Source organism: Agreia pratensis, from assembly GCF_900177685.1.
Lineage (GTDB): Bacteria > Actinomycetota > Actinomycetes > Actinomycetales > Microbacteriaceae > Agreia > Agreia pratensis.
On the sequence record NZ_FXAY01000001.1, the window covers coordinates 1 to 17918 of the forward strand.

The 17918-nt window shown below is 65.7% G+C and carries 19 protein-coding genes; 9 read left to right on the forward strand and 10 right to left on the reverse strand.

Annotated elements, in window-relative coordinates:
• On the forward strand, positions 1–353 hold a 353-nt coding region (locus B9Y86_RS17435; protein WP_176223205.1), incomplete at its 5' end, for an HNH endonuclease signature motif containing protein.
• A gap of 162 nt (positions 354–515) precedes the next feature.
• On the opposite strand, the gene B9Y86_RS00010 is transcribed toward B9Y86_RS17435, so the two are convergent.
• Genes B9Y86_RS00010 through B9Y86_RS00030 form a run of 5 tightly spaced genes read right to left on the reverse strand, consistent with a single transcriptional unit; the run spans position 516 to position 4567 of the window.
• A complete protein-coding gene (locus B9Y86_RS00010) occupies positions 516–929 on the reverse strand; it encodes a hypothetical protein (protein ID WP_085481778.1) in 414 nt (137 codons plus the stop codon).
• A 13-nt stretch (positions 930–942) separates the two neighbouring features.
• Positions 943–2445, reverse strand: a complete 1503-nt coding sequence (locus tag B9Y86_RS00015) for an amidohydrolase (protein ID WP_085481780.1) — start codon at positions 2443–2445, stop codon at positions 943–945.
• Positions 2442–3068: an FMN-binding negative transcriptional regulator gene (locus B9Y86_RS00020; RefSeq protein WP_085481782.1), complete on the reverse strand. Its 627-nt coding sequence runs from the start codon at positions 3066–3068 to the stop codon at positions 2442–2444. Before B9Y86_RS00020 ends, B9Y86_RS00015 begins: the two co-directional genes overlap by 4 nt.
• A 17-nt stretch (positions 3069–3085) precedes the next feature.
• Positions 3086–4072, reverse strand: coding sequence for an Fpg/Nei family DNA glycosylase (locus B9Y86_RS00025; RefSeq protein ID WP_085481784.1), 987 nt, complete (start codon positions 4070–4072; stop codon positions 3086–3088).
• 3 nt (positions 4073–4075) lie between these two features.
• On the reverse strand, positions 4076–4567 hold the full coding sequence (locus B9Y86_RS00030; protein ID WP_085481786.1) for a ribose-5-phosphate isomerase: 492 nt from the start codon (positions 4565–4567) through the stop codon (positions 4076–4078).
• A 111-nt stretch (positions 4568–4678) separates the two neighbouring features.
• Here B9Y86_RS00030 and pepN point away from each other — a divergent pair, with 111 nt between their 5' ends.
• From pepN to B9Y86_RS00050, 4 genes are all read left to right on the forward strand, one after another.
• A complete protein-coding gene (gene pepN / locus B9Y86_RS00035) occupies positions 4679–7228 on the forward strand; it encodes an aminopeptidase N (RefSeq protein ID WP_085481788.1) in 2550 nt (849 codons plus the stop codon).
• Positions 7229–7297: 69 nt separating this feature from the next.
• Positions 7298–8335, forward strand: coding sequence for a mechanosensitive ion channel family protein (locus tag B9Y86_RS00040; protein WP_085481790.1), 1038 nt, complete (start codon positions 7298–7300; stop codon positions 8333–8335).
• Between the two features lies 1 nt (position 8336).
• A complete protein-coding gene (locus tag B9Y86_RS00045; protein ID WP_085481792.1) occupies positions 8337–8780 on the forward strand; it encodes a globin in 444 nt (147 codons plus the stop codon).
• 46 nt (positions 8781–8826) lie between these two features.
• Positions 8827–10482 carry an FAD-binding dehydrogenase gene (locus B9Y86_RS00050; protein ID WP_085481794.1) on the forward strand — a complete coding sequence of 552 codons (1656 nt, stop codon included), beginning with the start codon at positions 8827–8829 and terminating at the stop codon, positions 10480–10482.
• Positions 10483–10512: 30 nt separating this feature from the next.
• Here the strand turns inward: B9Y86_RS00050 and B9Y86_RS00055 are convergent, their stop codons facing one another.
• Positions 10513–11169: a DUF8185 domain-containing protein gene (locus B9Y86_RS00055; RefSeq protein WP_085481796.1), complete on the reverse strand. Its 657-nt coding sequence runs from the start codon at positions 11167–11169 to the stop codon at positions 10513–10515.
• 47 nt (positions 11170–11216) lie between these two features.
• Here B9Y86_RS00055 and B9Y86_RS00060 point away from each other — a divergent pair, with 47 nt between their 5' ends.
• A complete protein-coding gene (locus B9Y86_RS00060) occupies positions 11217–12113 on the forward strand; it encodes an acyl-CoA thioesterase (RefSeq protein ID WP_085483604.1) in 897 nt (298 codons plus the stop codon).
• Here B9Y86_RS00060 and B9Y86_RS00065 read toward each other — a convergent pair.
• The 4 genes from B9Y86_RS00065 to B9Y86_RS00080 form a co-directional block, all read right to left on the reverse strand.
• Positions 12094–12579 (reverse strand): acyl-CoA thioesterase, encoded by a 486-nt coding sequence (locus B9Y86_RS00065; RefSeq protein WP_085481798.1) that lies wholly within the window; start codon positions 12577–12579, stop codon positions 12094–12096. The genes B9Y86_RS00060 and B9Y86_RS00065 overlap by 20 nt on opposite strands.
• 12 nt (positions 12580–12591) lie before the next feature.
• A complete protein-coding gene (gene ettA / locus B9Y86_RS00070) occupies positions 12592–14274 on the reverse strand; it encodes an energy-dependent translational throttle protein EttA (protein ID WP_078715228.1) in 1683 nt (560 codons plus the stop codon).
• Positions 14275–14313: 39 nt separating this feature from the next.
• On the reverse strand, positions 14314–14769 hold the full coding sequence (locus B9Y86_RS00075; protein WP_085481800.1) for a DUF6993 domain-containing protein: 456 nt from the start codon (positions 14767–14769) through the stop codon (positions 14314–14316).
• 166 nt (positions 14770–14935) lie between these two features.
• Positions 14936–15493, reverse strand: a complete 558-nt coding sequence (locus B9Y86_RS00080; protein WP_176223206.1) for a single-stranded DNA-binding protein — start codon at positions 15491–15493, stop codon at positions 14936–14938.
• 257 nt (positions 15494–15750) lie between these two features.
• On the opposite strand from B9Y86_RS00080, the gene B9Y86_RS00085 reads away from it, so the two are divergent.
• From B9Y86_RS00085 to B9Y86_RS00095, 3 genes are all read left to right on the forward strand, one after another.
• On the forward strand, positions 15751–16722 hold the full coding sequence (locus B9Y86_RS00085; RefSeq protein WP_085483607.1) for an aldo/keto reductase: 972 nt from the start codon (positions 15751–15753) through the stop codon (positions 16720–16722).
• A gap of 74 nt (positions 16723–16796) precedes the next feature.
• Positions 16797–17018, forward strand: coding sequence for a hypothetical protein (locus tag B9Y86_RS00090; RefSeq protein WP_085481804.1), 222 nt, complete (start codon positions 16797–16799; stop codon positions 17016–17018).
• 76 nt (positions 17019–17094) lie between these two features.
• Positions 17095–17898 carry a hypothetical protein gene (locus B9Y86_RS00095; RefSeq protein WP_139824662.1) on the forward strand — a complete coding sequence of 268 codons (804 nt, stop codon included), beginning with the start codon at positions 17095–17097 and terminating at the stop codon, positions 17896–17898.
• Positions 17899–17918 lie beyond the last annotated feature (20 nt).

The following is a 17918-nucleotide window of genomic DNA, read 5'->3' on the forward strand; positions in this document are numbered from 1 at the left end:
CATGCGTGTTCCCCGGATGCACCGTCCCATCGGAACAGGCCGACATCGACCACACCGAAGACCACGCCTTCGGCGGCAACACGATTCCCGAGAACTTGGCGCCGCTGAGTCAGGGGCATCACAGGGTGAAGCACCACACGAGGTGGCAGATCACTCAGAACGGAGATGACACCCTGACCGCGACCTCGCCGGCCGGCTACCGATACACAACCCGCCCGGAAGGCAGGATGCAACCCGCACCGAAACAACTCACCGCCACCGCCACCGCCACCACGACCGCGACCACACCTACACCCGCGACCGCGACCGCGCCAGTCGTGCCCGGGAAGGAGCTCGCCCACTGCCCCTTCTGAACACCCCCACACAGGACCGCGCCGATCGAGAGCCAGCACCGGGGCCTCTTCGATCACGATGTCGTCTGAGCGCGCGGCGAACGGGCGCTCTCCCGTCGCGCTCTGCCGAGCTACGCCGTGGAACGAGCGTCAGGCGGAAAGACGAGCGTCGCCCGCCCGGACTCAGAACCTGATCGACGAGCGTGTGTACGGTCCGGCTGACACAAGGATGCCGTCGGCTTCGAATTCGGCCACCGCGCTGTCTGTGGCACGAATGACCGCGGAGCCCACGCCGCCGCGAGCTGAGGTGAAGCTGGCTCGCACAGACAACTCGAACTGCTCGTCCACGGAGTCGCGTATATCGCCCGCGGAATCACTCACGGAGACGTAGACGACGCCGACTTTCTCGATGGCGACGCCAACGACGAAGAACTGAAGCAGTGACCCCATCACGAGCTTGGTGCTGCGCCCACCCGACGGCGTCGTCACCCGAAAGCCCTCGAGAACGAGGTAATCGATCACGGTTGCGAGGGCGTCGGAGGGACGCCCCCGCAGCGTGATGCGCCGTTGGGGCCGTCGAGAGTCCGTCGAACTCACCTCGCCTCTCCGCCTAGAGTTCGTTGTGCGTGAAGCGGCCCGCGAGCAGCGTCGCAGCCACCGGCATCCGGCGCAGTTCGTCTGTACCGGCCAGAGTCGGGTCGATGTCGAGCACCGCGATGTCCGCGGGGCCACCCGATTCGAGAGCACGGCGTCCGTCTGCCGAGGCGACCAGGGCATCTTCGATCGAGATGGCCTGCTCCGGATGCCACGGCGCGCGATCATCGGCCGTGCGCGCGACTGCCGCGGCAATGGTGCGCCAAGGGTCGAGCGGTGCGACCGGGGCATCCGAACCGAGAGCGAGTTCGGCTCCAGCAGCGAGAAGCGACGCGAGCGCGAACGCCCGACCGGTGCGACCGGGCCAGTATTTATCGGCTACGTCGCGGTCATCCATGGCGTGCTCGGGCTGCACACCGGCCGTTACTCCGAGTCGGGCGAAGCGCTCGAAGTCGGCTTCGGCGACGAGTTGGGCGTGCTCGATGCTTCCGCCCACACCGAGCCGCTCGAACGCGTCGAGGGCGAGTGTGTTGGCATGGTCGCCGATTGCATGAACGGCGGGAACGAGGCCCGCCTGCGTGGCACGCCGAAGCAAGGGCACCAGCTCCTCGTAGGGGACCGTGAGCAGGCCGCGAGAGTTGTGCTGACCTTCGAGACCCGGATACTCGTCGAAGCAGTAGGCCGTGCGGGTGTTGAGCGATCCGTCGGTGAGGACCTTGAATGGCCCCACCTCCAACAGGCCATCCGTGCCCGCGATGAGAGCGCCAGAAACAAGACCAGCCTCGATCGCGCGGTCGAGGTGCTGCGGATAGATGCCGAAACGCACGCGCAGCTCGGTCGCGCCGGCTCGGATGCGCCTTGTCCAATGATCGACATTCCACGACATCTCGAGGTCGACGACTCCGACGACACCTCGTGCGGCGGCGGCCCGCGCAGTGTCGCGCACCCAACCATCGAGTGTCTCGGTCGCGACCACTCCGAGGGTGCGTGTGACCGCGAAACAGTCCTCTTCTCGCAGAAGTCCGGTCGGATGCTCTGCCCGTCCGTGCTCCGCCAGCGCCGCGGAATTGAGCCAGCAGCAGTGAAGGTCAGCGCTCACGAGAATCACGGCTCGCTCACCGGTGACGGCGTCGAGCAGACCGCGGTGCGGAGCATCGGGCCAGAGCCCGTCGCGGAATCCGTAGCCGACCAACGGCCCGGCATCCGCGTTGTCTGTCACGTCACTGGCGGCGACGCCCTGCCGAAGCCGTTCTGCCACGATGGCCACGGCATCCGCCGCCGACTCTGCGGCCGAAAGATCGAGACGCCGCGAGACGAGTGCCCACTGAGTGGCGTGCACATGCTTGTCCCACAAACCCGGAATCACGTAGCGGCCGTCGAGCTCGATGACCTGGGTCGACGCATCGCGCGAGCTGTCGCCCGCCGCAGAGACCGACGAAATCCGCCCGTCAGCGATGTGCACATCAACCCGCGCTCCCCCGGGCAGCCGGGCTCCGGTCAACAACACCGATTCGGTCATTTCTCTCCTCGTACGCGTCGCATCTCGGACGCGAGCGTTTCGCTCGCGTATGGTCCATCACCCTCGAGCTCGGAGATGATGCGATCAACCGTCGCCTCCGGCTTGTTCTGACTCAGCTTGGTCTTGGCGTCGATGCGCGTCGGCACGAGGCGGAAGCCCACCGTGCCCGCGCTGATGGCGTCGGCGAATGCCGAGTTCTCGGCCGTTCCGCGCATCAGCCGCGGTTCGTCGACGTGCTTCTCGAAATGTTCGACGAGTCGGTCGAGTACCCGGAGGTTCTCGGCGGGGTCGAGGATCTCCGGAACTCCCGACAGGTGCGCGGACGTGAAGTTCCACGTGGGTACGGCCGTTTCGGCGTCGTACCACGACGGAGAGATATAGCCATGAGGGCCCTGCACGATGACCATCACCTCGTGTTGGCCGAGTTCGTGGAGCCGTTCGTCGGGCCGTCCGAGATGGCCGACGATGGCGAGCTCATCACGACTGTCGTCGAGGAGCACGGCGTAGTGCGATGCGACGAGCCCTTTCGACGTGTGGCTGACGAGAGTGATCCAGGGGTTCAACTCGATGAGCCGTCGCAGCTCTGCTTCGTCGCTGAGCACGAAGGCGGGGGTCTTTCTCATGTCATGCCTGTCTCACGTCACGCCTGATCTTTCGGGCACCAGTACAGTTTTCTGCCGCCCATGATCTCGAGCACGATGTTCGTGCCGCAGACACGACACGGCAGCCCGTCTCGCTTGTAGACCCAGTGCCGGTCGTCGCGCTTCGCAAGCGCCTTTTCGTAGTCGGCCTTGGAGAGCTTATCCATCGTCATCATCTGGCCGGTCTCGACGCCGATGGTGAGGAGCTTCGTCCAGTCCTTCCAGAGCGCGCGAACCGTGTCCTCCGGAACGAGCTTTCCCGGGGTGTGCGGGTTGAGTCGAGCGCGGAACAGCAGCTCCGCTCGATAGACATTGCCGATTCCGCTGACGATCGACTGGTCCATGAGCAACAGCCCGATGGGGGTCTGCTTCTTGCGCACAGCGGCGGTAAAACGATCCTCGGCTTCGCGGCGGGCCTTCGGCGTTGTCTCGAGAAGCGGATCCGGCCCGGCTTTCGCGATCACCACGGCAACCTGGGCCGCATCCAGAACCTCGCACGCGGTCGGGCCTCGGAGGTCGGCGACCGCGGTGTCGGTCAACAGGCGCACGCGCACGGCTCCCACAGGGGCCGGCGGCCATTCGGTGATCTCCTCGCCGAGCTGTTCCTGCTCGGACATGCGCAGTCGCGCTCGCCTCGGCGCGCCGATGCTCGAGATGGAGTCCTCTCCGTCGGCATCGACGATGGTTCCACGCTGATTCGTCTGGCCCATGCGACCGTTCGCCGCGGCGATGGTGTCGTCGCGCGAGATATCGCCAGCGAAATCCCAGGCTCCGTAGATGCCCAGATGCACGCGAAGCCAGACCTCACCGTCGAACTCGAGGAACATCTGCTTTCCCACAGCCTTCGCATCGGTCATCGTGCGTCCGTCGAGGATCGCTGCGCCCTCGGCGAAGCGGCCCTGCGGAGACCACGATTCGATACGGCGACCCACGAAGTTGCGGGCGAACTGACGGGTGATGCGATGTACTGAGTGTCCCTCGGGCATGACTCAGGCCGGGTCGACGAGGTGGCCCGCGATGGCTCCCGTGGCTTCGTACTCTGCGAGCTGGGCGATGCGGCGCACGTGCCTCTCTTCGAGCGAGAAGGGCTCGGCGACGAAGGCGTCGATCAGGCTCATGGCCTCATCGACGGTGTGCTGGCGAGCACCGATGGAGATGACGTTGGCGTCGTTGTGCTGGCGAGCGAGCACAGCGGTCGAGTGATTCCAGACGAGGGCCGCGCGCACGCCGGTGACCTTGTTCGCCGCGATCTGCTCGCCGTTGCCCGAGCCACCGAAGACGACGCCCAGAGCCTCGACACCGGCCCGCTGGTCGCGCACGACTGCCTGTGCCGCGTTGATGCAGAACGACGGGTAGTCGTCGATGGGGTCATAGCTCGTCGGTCCGTGATCGATCACGTCGTGGCCGAGGGATGCGAGGTGCTCCTGGATGGTCTGGGAGAAATCGAGCCCGGCATGATCCGTGGCGATATGGATGCGCATGGGATGAGTTTACTGAGGGTGGCCGGTCGCGCAGATAGGCTGTTACGGTCACGCGCGGCGGGCCACGAGCCCGCGCGCCCAGAACTCATACGAGTACGAAAGAAGTCACCAGTGCCTGGAGAAAACCTCACCCGCGTCGAAGCGCAGGAGCGCGCCGCCATCATCAGCGTCTCGAGCTACGACGTGGTCCTCGATCTCACCCAGGGAGCGGAGACGTTCCGGTCGACGACGACCGTTCGGTTCACGGCCACAGCTGGCGCGTCGACGTTCATCGACGCCATCACCCGCTCGGTGCACTCGGTCACGCTGAACGGGCGATCGCTCGATGTGTCTGCCGTGAACGACGGTGTGCGCATCCAGCTCGACGATCTGGCCGACGAGAACGTGCTGGTCGTCGATGCCGATGCCGAATACACGAACACGGGCGAGGGCCTGCACCGCTTCGTCGACCCCGTCGATGGCGAGGTCTACCTCTACAGCCAATTCGAGGTGCCCGACTCGCGCCGTATGTTCGCGGTGTTCGAGCAGCCCGATCTGAAGGCCACGTTCGCCTTCACCGTCACCGCGCCCGCCTACTGGCAGATGGTGTCGAACCAGCCGACGCCCGAGCCCGTCGCCGTCGACGGAACCGACTCTGCGACCTGGAGCTTCGAACCCACGCCCCGCATCTCGTCGTACATCACGGCCCTCATCGCCGGACCCTACGTGGTCGAGCGCAGCGAGCTCACATCGAGCGATGGCCGAGTGATACCGCTCGGCGTCTTCTCGCGCGCCTCGCTCTCGCAGTACATGGACGCCGACTACATCTTCGAGAAGACCCGCCAGGGTTTCGAGTTCTACGAAACGCAGTTCGCTTACCCCTACCCGTTCGACAAGTACGACCAGCTCTTCGTTCCCGAGTTCAACGCGGGCGCGATGGAGAACGCGGGCGCGGTCACGTTCACCGAGACCTACGTCTTCCGCTCAAAGGTCACCGACGCCGTGCGCGAGCGCCGCGTCGTCACCGTGCTGCACGAGCTCGCCCACATGTGGTTCGGCGACCTCGTCACGATGCGCTGGTGGAACGACCTGTGGCTGAACGAGTCGTTCGCCGAATACATGTCGACGCTCGCGACGGCCGACGCGACGGAGTGGACCGAGGCCTGGGCCACGTTCGCCTCGACCGAGAAGAGCTGGGCGTACCGCCAGGATCAGCTGCCCTCGACCCACCCCATCGTGGCGACCATCAACGACCTCGAAGACGTGCAGGTCAACTTCGACGGCATCACCTACGCCAAGGGTGCATCGGTGCTCAAGCAGCTCGTGGCCTGGGTCGGCCAGACCGAGTTCATGGCCGGCGTGGCCCGCTACTTCGACGCGCACGCGTTCGGCAACACCGAGCTCGTCGACCTGCTGACCGAGCTCGAAGCAACGAGCGGCCGAGACCTCGGCGAGTGGTCGAAGCTGTGGCTCGAGACCGCCGGCGTCAACACGCTGCGACCCGAGATCGCGACCGATGAGAACGGCACGATCACCTCGTTCGCCGTGCTGCAGACGGCCATCGCCGAATACCCCACCATTCGCCCTCACCGTCTCGCGATCGGCTTCTACTCGTTCGACGGTGACGCGCTCGTGCGCACCAAGCGCGTCGAGCTCGATGTCGACGGTGAGCGCACGGAGGTCGGCGAACTCGTCGGCGAGCGCCGCCCCGACCTCGTTCTGCTGAACGACGACGACCTGGCCTACGCCAAGGTTCGCCTCGACGACGCGTCGCTCGCCGTGGCGGCCGAGAGTCTCGCCGCCGTGACGAGTCCGCTCGCCCGCGCCATCCTGTGGGGATCCGCCTGGGACTCGACCCGCGATGCGGAGACACGTGGACGCGACTTCGTGCGCCTGGTGCTGGGGAACGTCGCCACCGAGACCGAGAGCACCACGCTGCGCACGGCCCTGAACCAGCTCGTGCTCACCAGCACGAGCTACATCGCTCCGGATGCCCGCGGCGAGGTCATCGAGGTCGCAGCCGACGAGCTGTGGGCGCTTGCCCAGGCCGCGGAGGCGGGCAGTGACGCCCAGTTCCAGTTCGTGCGCTTCTTCGCTGCCCTGGCGTCGACCGAAGAGCAGCTGGCGACCGTCTCCGCGCTGCGCAATGGCGAGGTTGCACTCGACGGGCTCGAGATCGATACCGATCTGCGTTGGGAACTGCTGATCGCCCTTGTCGCCGGAGGCAAAGCCGGCCAGCCCGAGATCGATCAGGCTCTCGAGAACGACAACACGGCATCCGGCGCTCAATCGGCCGCCCACGCTGCGGCGGCCATTCCCACGGTCGAAGGCAAGAACGCGGCCTGGTCGTCGCTCATCGACACCGACGAGGCCCCGAACGCCATCGTGCGCGCCACGGCCCTCGGATTCCAGCGCGCCCACGACACAGCTCTGCTCGAGCCGTTCGTTGCCAAGTACTTCGATTCCCTGGTCACCATCTGGGAGAACCGGAGCTACGGCATCTCGTCGTCGCTGATCACCGGTCTCTACCCGGCCGCACTTGCGAACCAGCAGTTGCGTGACGCAACCCAGGCGTGGCTCGATGCGAACGCGGAGCAGCCTCCGGCGCTGCGCCGTCTCGTCGTCGAGAACCTCGCCGGCGTCGATCGGGCCATCGCCGCACAAGCACGCGACGCGGACTGAGCTGAAGGGCGCCCCGAGCGGGGCGCCCTTCAGCCGGCACTGATCCGCCCTCGATAGAGTGACGTGAATATGGATTGGAACGCATTCTGGGCCGGCTTCGACGCCTTCATGAAGGTGTGGGGCAAGCCCATCAACATCGTGATCATCATCGCGCTCGCTTTCGCGATCCGCGCGCTCATGATCTTCGTCATCAAACGCGTTGTGCAGCAGGTCGTCTCGGGCGTCAAGAAGAAGCAGAACGTGCAAGACACGCAGGCTCTCATCGCCTCGCCCTTGGCGGCGGTGCGGGTCGTGCAGCGCACGCGCACCCTCGGAACAGTGCTGACGAACATCGTCAATGTGACCGTGGTCGTGGTGACCTTGATCCTCATCGTCACCACGATCGATCCGAACATCATCGGCTCGCTCGCGATTCTCACCGCCGCCCTCGGTGCCGGCCTCGGTTTCGGTGCTCAGAACATCGTGAAAGACGTGCTGAACGGCCTGTTCATGGTGATGGAGGATCAGCTCGGCGTCGGTGACGTCGTCGACCTCGGGCCGGCGACCGGTGTCGTCGAAGCCGTGGGCATCCGGGTCACCCAGGTGCGCGACGTGAACGGCACCCTCTGGTTCGTGCGAAACGGAGAGATCCTGCGCGTGGGCAATATGTCGCAGGGGTGGGCCCGCGTCATCATCGACCTCGCCGTTCCCTACGACACCGACGTCGACGCGGTGCAGCAGAAGATGCTCGAGACCGCCACCGCTCTGGCATCCAACCCCAAGTACCGCAGCCTCATCATGGAGAAGCCCGAAATCTGGGGCCTGGAGTCGATCTCGGCGGAGGCCCTCGTCATCCGGCTCGTGGTCAAGACCCGCACGTCGTCGAAAGACACGGTCGCCAGAGAATTACGGATGCGCCTGAAGCGCGCGCTCGACGAGATGGATGTGCGGCTGCCGGCCCTCAACAGCATCGTGCTCTCGGGCTTCGAGGGCGCGGCCAGCGTGGCCGGAGCCCGCACTCCGAAGACCAAACCGATTCCCCTCACGACCAGCGTCGATGAGAACACCACCAAGTCCGGAGAGACGGGGACACGCCCTCCTCGGGCACCCAGGAAGACGGAGAGCTGACATGTCGATTCCCTCGGAGCCGTCGCCCATCACCCTGCGCGTCTCGCAGAACGGCGACTCGGCACTCTCTCGCTCGTTCTACGACGAGGTCGGGGGCCGAGCCACGTTCGAGAAGCTCGTGCGCGCGTTCTACGACGGCGTCGCGACAGACCCCGTGCTCGTCGAGATGTATCCGGAGGAAGACCACGAAGGTGCCATTCAGCGTCTCACCGGCTTTCTCGAGCAGTACTGGGGCGGCCCCGGCACCTACAGCGAAGAACGCGGTCACCCGAGGCTGCGCATGCGGCATATGCCGTTCAAGGTCAACCCCGACGCTCGCGACCGCTGGCTCACGCACATGCGCGCGGCCGTCGACACTCTTGAGCTACCCCCGCTGCAGGACGCTACGCTCTGGGGATACCTCGACAGGGCGGCGCACGCCATGGTGAACACCTTCGAGGAGTAGCCGAGCGGTCATTCGCTGAACGCGCAGGAGAGACGAAGGAGTCTTGATGTCATCGAAAAGTACCGGAGCGATCATCGTCGGCGCGGGTCTGGCCGGCCTCGTCGCCGCATCCGAACTCATTCGGGCGGGCCGCCGGGTGACGATCGTCGAGCAGGAGCCAGCGGCGTCGCTCGGTGGTCAGGCCTGGTGGTCGTTCGGAGGCCTGTTCCTCGTCGACTCTCCCGAACAGCGCCGACTCGGCGTGCACGACTCGGCCGAGCTGGCGCGTCAGGACTGGTTCGGCAGCGCCGGCTTCGACCGTGAGGAAGACGCCTGGCCACGTCGCTGGGCCGAAGCGTACCTCGACTTCGCCGGCGGGGAGAAGCGCGCCTGGCTGCACGGCCTGGGCGTGCGGTTCTTTCCGGTGGTGGGCTGGGCAGAGCGCGGTGGCTACACGGCCAACGGTCACGGCAACAGCGTGCCACGCTTTCACATCGTCTGGGGCACGGGCCCCGGTGTACTCGCCCCCTTCGTGCGCATACTCGACGAGGGCGTCGCACAGGGCCTTGTCACGGTGCTGCACCGGCACCGCGTCGATGAGCTCGTCACGCGAGACGGCACGGTCGTCGGGGTGCGCGGCGCGATTCTGGCCGACGACGACGCAGCGCGCGGGGCTTCCAGTTCGCGCGAGGTGGTCGGCGACTTCGAGCTGGAGTCTCAGGCCGTGATCGTGACGAGCGGCGGTATCGGCGGCAATCACGATCTCGTGCGCAAGAACTGGCCCGCGCGCCTCGGCACTCCCCCGGCCACGATGCTGTCAGGCGTGCCGGCCCACGTCGACGGGCGCATGCTCGAGATCTCTGAATCCGCCGGCGCCCGCCTCATCAACGGCGACCGCATGTGGCACTACACCGAGGGAATCACGAACTGGGATCCGGTCTGGCCGTCACACGGCATCCGGATTCTGCCAGGCCCATCGTCTCTCTGGCTCGACGCGACAGGGCGTCGCCTCCCTGTTCCCCTGTTTCCTGGATTCGACACCCTCGGCACTCTCGAGCACCTGCGTACGACCGGATACGACCACAGCTGGTTCGTGCTCACCCAGAAGATCATCGAGAAGGAGTTCGCGCTGTCGGGAAGCGAGCAGAACCCCGATCTCACCGGCAAGAATCTGCGGCTGCTCGCGAAGCGTGTGGCTCCCGGCGCTCCGGGGCCCGTCGAGGCTTTCAAGCAGAAGGGTGTCGACTTCGCCGTCGCTTCCACGCTCTCCGAGCTGATCGAATCGATGCAGTCGCTCTCACCGCACGGTGTGCTCGACGGCGATCTCGTCGAGCGAGAAGTGCTGGCGCGCGACCGTGAGGTCGCGAACGTTTTCACGAAGGATGCGCAGCTCACGGCGATCCGCGGAGCACGGCGTTACCGCGGTGACAAGCTCATCCGCGTCGCCAGCCCGCATCGCCTGCTCGATGCGAAGGCGGGGCCGCTCATCGCCGTGAAGTTGCACGTTCTCACGCGAAAGAGCCTGGGCGGCATCGAGACGAATCTGCTCGGCCAGGCCATGGATGCGCGGGGCCGGGTGATTCCCGGCCTCTACGCGGCGGGCGAGGCGAGTGGGTTCGGCGGCGGGGGTATACACGGCTACCGATCGCTCGAGGGAACGTTTCTCGGCGGATGCCTCTTCTCCGGTCGCGAGGCCGGTCGCGCAGTCGCGGCCCAGCTATGACGAGTGAGACGGTTCAGCGAATGAGACGGTTCAGCGAATGAGGACGTGGCCGCGTCTGGTCGACACGCGGGTCCAAGAGCCAGACACGAGGATGCGTGCTGGCTCGTCGGTGCGCAGGAAGCCCAGGCTGTCGGCGGCGAGACCTACGCCCGCGGGAATCGGCGGCACGACATCCGGAATCGCCCGACCCCAGACTTCTGCACGCACCTTGTGCACCAGCTGCTCGCCCGCGTCTTTCGGCAGCGCCGCAGCGACCTCGGCCACGCCGCTGCGGGCAGCGGCCTCGAGTACCGGTGCGGCGACCTCTCCAGCTGCTGTCCATCCGCCGCGGGGCGGCGAGATGCCGACCCACGCCGGCGACGACTCGGGTGGCGGGATGAGCACTCCGATAGGGCCATCGTCGAGATTCACGGTGACCGAGAGCAGGGCCAGCCGATCGAGCAGTTGTCGCGCAGAGACGACGACGTCGAACGAGGCGCTCTCCGCCAGCGCGAAAGTGCGGAGTCCGAGCACCGTGGGCGCGTTGTCGAGAAGGCCGCGCGGGTGCAGCACGGGCGCATACACGGCGAGCACGCCCGATCCCCCGATGAGTCGCACCCCGCCCTGGTCGAGGCGAGCCGATCGACCGAGGAACACTTTGAGGTCGCCGAGCGAGGGCGAATCGACAAGGGCGAATGACTGAACCATCTCGCTGTCTAAACTACTTCACTGGGAACGCCAATATGGGAGGCAGCATGACCGAGAAGATCCGTGCTAGGCCGTTGGAAGGACTCCTCGCAGCGCTGGACCTGACCGATACGGGCGCGCGCACGAACGAGGACATCTTCACAGGCCCCTCGCAGTGGATGCCGCAGGGTCGCGTCTTCGGTGGACAGGTGCTCGCGCAGTCGATCACCGCCGCGATGCGCACGGTCGACGAGAACAGGATCGTGCACTCGATGCACGGGTACTTCTTGAGGCCCGGCAACATCGACAAGCCCATCACCTTCGCGGTGGATCGTATCCACGACGGGCGCTCGTTCGCCACGCGACGCACTCAGGCCTATCAGGACGGAACTCCGATTCTGTCTCTCATCGCCTCATTCCAGACGGAGGACGACGGCCTCGACCACCAGATCGACATGCCCGCGGGAATCCCGCAGCCCGAAGAGATCCCGAGCACGGCCGAGCGGCTGGAGGGAATCGATCACCCCGTGGCCCGATTCTGGGCGACCGAACGGCCCTTCGACATGCGCCACGTCGATTCGCCGATCTACCTCGCGGTCGAGGGGCAGCCCGTCGGGCACCAAGCTGTGTGGATGAAGGCTCTCGGCACCTTGCCCGACGACCCCAATCTGCATCGCGCGGCGCTGGCCTATGCGAGCGACTACACGATCCTCGAACCGATCTATCGCCGGCACGGCATCGCGTGGGTGACGCCGGGGCTGAAGACGGCCAGCCTCGACCACGCCATGTGGTGGCATCGGTTCGGCAGGGTCGACGAATGGATGCTCTACGTTCAGGAATCGCCGAGCGGCCACGGAGGCCGCGGGTTGTCTCTGGGGCGCATCTACTCGCGTGACGGAGTGCTACTCGCGAGTGTGGCCCAGGAGGGCATGGTGCGGGTTCCGCCTAGCGAGCACGTTTCGTGAACTCGACCGGCGCATCGAGGTAGGGCTCCCAGGCCGCTCGCTCGATGTCGTTGATGCGCCGCGGGCGCTGGGTCGTGGCGTCGACCAGGACGATCGTCGTCGTGGCCCGGGTGAACAGCACATCCGGTTCGACGCCGACGGGACTGCGGACCTCATAGCAGACCTCGAGACTCGCCCCGCCCAGCCGACCGAGCCAGAGCTGGATGTCGACGGGCTGTCTCAGATAGGGCACCGGCGCGAGGTACTCGATCTCCTGACGGGCGATCAGCGTGAGCGTCTCCGAGCCGGGACGCCCGTCGAGCACCGCCGTGGACGCTCCAACGGCGGACTCGACCGCTCCCGGGTCCGGGGTCCAGAACGCCTCGATGCGCGCCTCTTCGAGGAGGCGCAGCATCTCGGCGTTGTTGACGTGCCCGTAGGCGTCGAGATCAGACCAGCGCAGGCGGATGGGAACGTGCAGGCGCATTGCGGCCTCGACTCAGTCGCGGGTGAGCTTGCGGTAGGCCGAACGGTTCGGCTTCGCCGCATCCGGGCCCAGTCGCTCGATCTTGTTCTGCTCGTAGGACTCGAAGTTTCCCTCGAACCAGTGCCAGTTCGACGGCGCCTCTTCGGTGCCCTCGTAGGCGAGGATGTGCGTGGCGATGCGGTCGAGGAACCACCGGTCGTGTGTGATGACCACGGCGCATCCGGGGAACTCGAGGAGAGCGTTCTCGAGGCTGGACAGCGTCTCGACGTCGAGGTCGTTCGTCGGTTCGTCGAGCAGCAGCAGGTTGCCGCCCTGCTTGAGAGTGAGCGCCAGGTTCAGGCGGTTGCGCTCACCGCCCGAGAGCACGCCGGCCTTCTTCTGCTGGTCGGGACCCTTGAACCCGAACTGCGAGACGTAACCGCGCGACGGGATCTCGGTCTTGCCGACCTGGATGTAGTCCTGTCCGTCTGACACGACCTCCCACAGAGTTTTCTGCGGGTCGATGCCGCCTCTGTCTTGGTCGACATAGGAGATGTCGACAGTCTCGCCGATCTTGAGGTTTCCGGAGTCGAGGGGCTCGATTCCGGTGATGGTCTTGAAGAGGGTGGACTTGCCGACGCCGTTCGGGCCGATGACGCCGACGATGCCGTTGCGCGGAAGGGTGAAGCTGAGGCCGTCGATCAGCACGCGATCGCCGAAGCCCTTCTTGAGGTCCTTCGCGTCGATGACCTGCGAACCCAGTCGCGGCCCGACGGGAATGACCAGCTCTTCGAAGTCGAGTTTGCGCGTCTTCTCAGCCTCGGCCGCCATCTCCTCGTAGCGGGCGAGGCGGGCCTTCGACTTGACCTGGCGGCCCTTGGCGTTCGAGCGCACCCACTCGAGTTCGCTCGAGAGCCTCTTGGCGAGCTTGGCGTCTTTCTTGCCCTGAACCTGCAGACGCTCCTGCTTCTTCTCGAGGTAGGTCGAGTAGTTGCCCTCGTAGGGGTAGAGCTTGCCGCGGTCGACCTCGGCGATCCACTCGGCCACGTGGTCGAGGAAGTACCTGTCGTGAGTGACGGCGAGCACGGCGCCGGGGTACTTGGCGAGATGCTGCTCGAGCCAGAGAACACTCTCGGCGTCTAGGTGGTTGGTGGGCTCGTCGAGGAGGAGGAGGTCGGGCTTCTGAAGCAGCAGTTTGGTGAGCGCCACGCGACGCTTTTCACCACCGGACAGGTTGGCAACGCTGTAGTCGCCCGGCGGAGTGCGGAGCGCATCCATCGCCTGCTCGAGCTGGGAGTCGAGATCCCACGCATCGGCGGCGTCGATCTCCTCCTGCAAGGTTCCCATCTCGGCGAGAAGCGCGTCGAAGTCCGCGTCCGGCTCAGCCATCGCGAGGCCGATCTCATTGAAGCGGTCGACCTTCTGCTTGATCGGGCCGACGCCTTCCTGCACGTTCTCGAGCACGGTCTTCGACTCGTCGAGCTCAGGCTCCTGCATAAGGATTCCGACGCTGAAGCCGGGAGTCAGCCGAGCTTCGCCGTTCGACGGCGTGTCGAGTCCGGCCATGATCTTGAGAATCGTGGATTTACCGGCTCCGTTAGGGCCGACGACACCGATCTTCGCCCCCGGAAGGAACGCCATAGTGACGTCGTCGAGGATGAGCTTGTCTCCCACGGCCTTGCGGGCGCGGACCATCGAGTAGATATATTCGGCCATTCGACCAGTCTATGGGCTCTTCGCCCCGTCTTCCTCGGCTCAGAAGTCGATGGGGCGCGTCTGGCCGACGAAGCACTTGCCGGTCGCGAGCGGCGCCGCGATGATGCTCGTGTATCCACCGACCGTGCCCCACTGTCCGATCAGACATGCATCGGCGGCGTGTACGGAGAATTGCACCGAATCGGCCTTGACGCCCACGGTGGTGACGTCGGGCGTCAACTCCATGGACTCGACGGCGAAACCGCCGGCTCGGAGGGAGTTGATGAACGCGGGGCCGTCGGGCTGACCGCCCGCTGTCGTGATGGCCTGGTTGTTGAGGTAGTCGAAGAACGGCTTGTTCTCGGCAGCGGTTCCGTTCGGAACGAGGGCGGGTGGCGGCGCGTCGGATGGCGTCGGCGTTGGCGTCTCGGACGCGGTCGGGGCGGCCGACGTCGCGGTGGGCTCGGGCTCGGCGACGCAGCCGGTCAGGACGAGCGCCAACGCTGCAGCCGCCACGACTCCTGCCAGTATTGCTCGACGTCGTCGTGTGCCAGTGCCGTCAGTCGCCGTGCGCGTCACGTTGCCCTCTTTCGCTGTGTCCCCCGTATGCCCTCACCGATTCTAGGTGAGGGCCTCGGGGGCGCCGCAACGGCTCGGCGGATTCACCGGTTCATGGCGTCGGTCAGAAAGGCACCTTCTCCGTGTCCGACATGTCTTCGCTCTCCGCTTCGGTCGGCTCGTCGGTCTCACGCGGCAGGCCGGTTGCGGTGACCGGCGTAGACCAGACGTCGTTGGCTGACTGGTCATGCGACGGAGCGAGCAGTGGATCGAGTTCCGGAAGTTCGTCGCCGGTGGGAGCGCCCTGCTGCTCGGCCGGAACAGCCGCCTTGAGCCGAGTGAAGTGAGATACCCCGAAGGCCAGATCGTGACCGATGGAATCGATGTCGACTTCGACCGCCGTGCCGCGCTTGTCCCCGCTGGTCCAATTGCGCACCCGCAGACGACCCGTGAGAACGACATGGTTGCCGATCTCGAGCGAATTGGCCACGTTGTTCGCCATCCACCGGTAGGCGTTGACCGTGTACCAGTTGGTCTCGCCCTCGACCCAGGTCGAGGTCGCTCGGTCGAATCGTCGCTGGCTCGAAGCGAGACGGAAATTGGCGACCGTCAGGCCCGTGCTGGTTCGAACGTTCTCGGGTTTGGTTGCTACGACGCCTGCGAGCGTCACGATGTCTGTCACGTCATTCTCCTTACGAATCGGTCAATTGGCCGACGCGAGAGCGGCACTCGTGCCAGTTGATTCCGTTCTCGCGCCGGTTGCACCAGAATCGCCGCCTCACTCGCCACATGGGGCCGGCATCCGCGATCTGTGCACAGCTCCGCGCGACCCCGCGCAGAGGAGGAGAAGCCGCATCTGTCTGCCGCGCTCGTGCGATCGCGCTCGTGCAATACGGTTGTCGCGTGATCTATAGAGCCGATGACAGCCGATACGAGTCGATGCAGTACAACAGAACCGGGCGGAGCGGACTCACACTCCCCGCCCTCTCCTTGGGCCTCTGGCACAACTTCGGAGACACGAAGCCTCTGCAGTCGCAGCGTGACATCGTGCGTCGCGCCTTCGATCGCGGAGTCACACATTTCGATCTCGCCAACAACTACGGGCCGCCCTACGGTTCGGCCGAGGCCAACTTCGGACGCATCCTCGCCGACGACTTCGGCACCTACCGCGACGAATTGGTCATCTCATCGAAGGCCGGCTACGACATGTGGCCCGGGCCATACGGCGACTTCGGGTCACGCAAGTACCTGCTCTCGTCACTCGATCAGAGCCTCGGGCGACTTGGGCTCGACTACGTCGACATCTTCTACCACCACCGCCCAGACCCTGAAACGCCGATCGAAGAGACGGCGTCCGCGCTCGCCAGCGCGGTGTCCCAGGGCAAGGCTCTGTACGTCGGAGTCTCGAACTACGGACCCGACGACACTCGACGCATGCACGCAGCGCTCGCCGAGCACCGTGTCCCCCTCCTCATTCATCAGCCGCGATACTCGATGTTCGACAGGCACATCGAGAATGAAGGACTTCTCCCGGTCCTCGACGAGCTCGGTGTCGGCGGCATCGTCTTCTCGCCCCTGGCGCAAGGTCTGCTGACCGACCGCTATCTCACCGGCACTGTTCCGGACGGGTCGCGTGCCGCAACCAGCAGGTTCCTGCCCGAGTCGCGGATCGACGAGGGCTATCTTTCGCGGGCGCGTGCTCTCGACGCCATCGCCAAGGACAGGGGGCAGACGCTGGCCCAGCTTGCGCTCACCTGGGTGCTTCGCCAGCCGCAGGTGACCAGCGCCATCATCGGCGCATCCAGCGTCGAACAGCTCGATCAGAATCTCGATGCCCTGCAGGCGGAGCCCCTCACCGTGGCAGAGCTCTCGCTGATCGAGCCCCACGCGGTGCACGGCACCGGCCTCTGATACCACTGTCGGTGGCTGCTCCTAACCTTTCTTCATCACCATCAAGCCGGGCCGGCGCGAAGACAGGAGTTGCAATGACCATCACATCCACAACCTCCGCCGCATCGTTCATCGCCCTGCGTCCGGGCTTCTGGCGCGTCGTTCACCCCGCCGGGCATGTGCTGGGCTACATCGAAGAGGCACGGTCGGTCGGGGCGCACCATTTCGCCGCCCGCCGCCTCGTGTCGAATACGACACGACTCGTCGAGATCGGTGACTTCGCGTCGTTCGACAGCGCAAGAGCGTGCTTCGCATAATCGGTCCATCACGAATCGATCTCTCCTCGGCTAGTCGCGCCGTCATGCCGACAAGCGACGACGTAGTCTTCGGCTCATGGAATGGTGGAACGACTTCGCAGATTGGTTCTTTTCGAGCAACGGACGCTTCGTCGTGTCCGGGATCGTGCTCCCCGCAGCAGCGATCATCGTGGCCGCGATCCTCGGCGCATGGATCGCGAGTGGCTCGATCAAGCGACTTCTGGCCAAGCACGATCGCGAGCTCAAGGTGGCCGCGATCGCATCTCTGATCGACGCCGCTCAGCAGGCGTCGGTGTGGAACTCGCTGACGCCGCAGGAGCAGATCATGTCCGACCGCGCCGTGGGTCAGGCTGACATCCAGATCCGTCTGCTTCCGATCAAGGGCGCCGCAGTTGCGGCAGACTGGGCCGCGCACTCGCTCGCCGACATGCGCCGCAACTCAGCAACCTTCGGCTACCAGGTCGAGCCCGCGGTCATCGAATTCCGCGACCGTCTCATCGAGTGGCAGGAACGACCGGGCCGCAGCCGCAAGACCTTCCAGTCAGAGCTCGACCGATGGAGTGTCGAAGACGAGGATGCCGAGAAGCACCTCGCCAGACAGCAAGAGGCATGGGTCGCCCAACAACATCACGAGCAGCACAGCCGCCCGGAGATCGAGGCGACGACCGTCATCACGCCCACCACGCCTCAGACGCCGTCGACAACCGCCACCGCATCGTCGCCTGCCGAGACGCCCGAACAGCGGGCGGCTCGCGAAGAGACCAAGCGCGTCCTCGAGAACGTGAACGCTGTCGAACGCCACCGTGAGTCATCCGTCGGAGGCGAGACCCCGCCTCCGATCAACGCGTTCCCGCCGCGTCGCGCATCCGACAACGACTGACGCTGTCGCGCACGACTCCG